Origin of the sequence: Sphaerothrix gracilis Ecp01 (assembly GCF_030405905.1) — a bacterium.
Lineage (GTDB): Bacteria > Cyanobacteriota > Cyanobacteriia > Phormidesmidales > Phormidesmidaceae > Sphaerothrix > Sphaerothrix gracilis.
The window spans coordinates 12,380-13,391 of record NZ_JASATW010000053.1 but is presented as its reverse complement, the minus strand read 5'-3'; the positions used below and the strand labels follow the sequence as shown (position 1 = coordinate 13,391).

Below are 1,012 nucleotides of genomic sequence, written 5' to 3'. Positions count from 1 at the left end.
CTGCTTTGAGATCCCATAGCTGAACTCCTTAGACGTAGATAAAGTTAGAACCATTTTCAATTACTGCTCTTGTCTAATTACTCCCTTTGAGAAGACTTAGAGGAGTCTTTGTCGAGACTAAAGAACTCTCAGAGCAAAGAAAGTCTTTCTCTTGCCAGCAATAGGCTATCAATAATTGTTTGAAGCAAGGCTCTGGAATCTTCATGCACCGCTTTTGCTGCAGGTGAATCAGGGCAAAGCCCTTTTGTTTCTTCGGTAGGGCTAGCATATATGTAAAACTGCAGCCAGTCGCAGCTTTCTTCCATCAAAGCATCAAAATTTATCCGCCATAGCTTTACCTGACCGTAAAGTCCCCTTGAGGCTAGGTATTGACCATCCGCGCTAAATTGCAGCTGAGTAACTTCCCGGTGATGCCAACTGTTATGAAGGTGTATTGGATCCTCAGGATCCCCAATCCGCCATAGTTTCACCTGACCATTCTTTCCCCCCGAGGCCAGGTATTGACCATTTGCGCTAAATTGCAGCTGAGTAACCTCACCGTTCTGATACCGACTGCTTTGGAGGAGGACGGGATTCTCGGGGTCGTCGGTCCGCCATAGTCTCACTTGACCATCTGCTCCCCCCGAGGCTAGGTATTGACCATTTGCACTCAATTGCAGCTGAGTAACCCTGCCGTTCTTATGCTGACTATCATAGAGGGGGATAAAATTCTCGGGGGCATCGATCTGCCATAGTTTCACCTGACCATCCCATCCTCCCGAGGCTAGGTATTGACCATTTGCACTCAATTGCAGCTGAGTAACCCTGCCGTTTTTGTGCTGACTATCATAGAGGGGGATAGAATTCCCTAGGTCGTCAATCCGCTGCAGTTTCACCTGACCACCATCCCATTCCCCCGAAGCTAGAGCTATGTATTGACCATTTGTACTCAACTGCATCTGAGAAACCCGCTCATTACCTTGCAGATTGTCGTGAAGGGGGAGCGGATCCTTAGGATCGTCAATGTTATGTG

The 1,012-nt window shown here is 47.8% G+C and carries 1 protein-coding gene; it reads right to left on the bottom strand.

Features of this window, described 5'->3' with window-relative positions:
- Window positions 1-128: 128 nt before the first annotated feature.
- A partial coding sequence (locus tag QJQ48_RS26875) for a WD40 repeat domain-containing protein (RefSeq protein WP_428843104.1) occupies window positions 129-1,012 on the bottom strand: 884 nt, incomplete at its 5' end.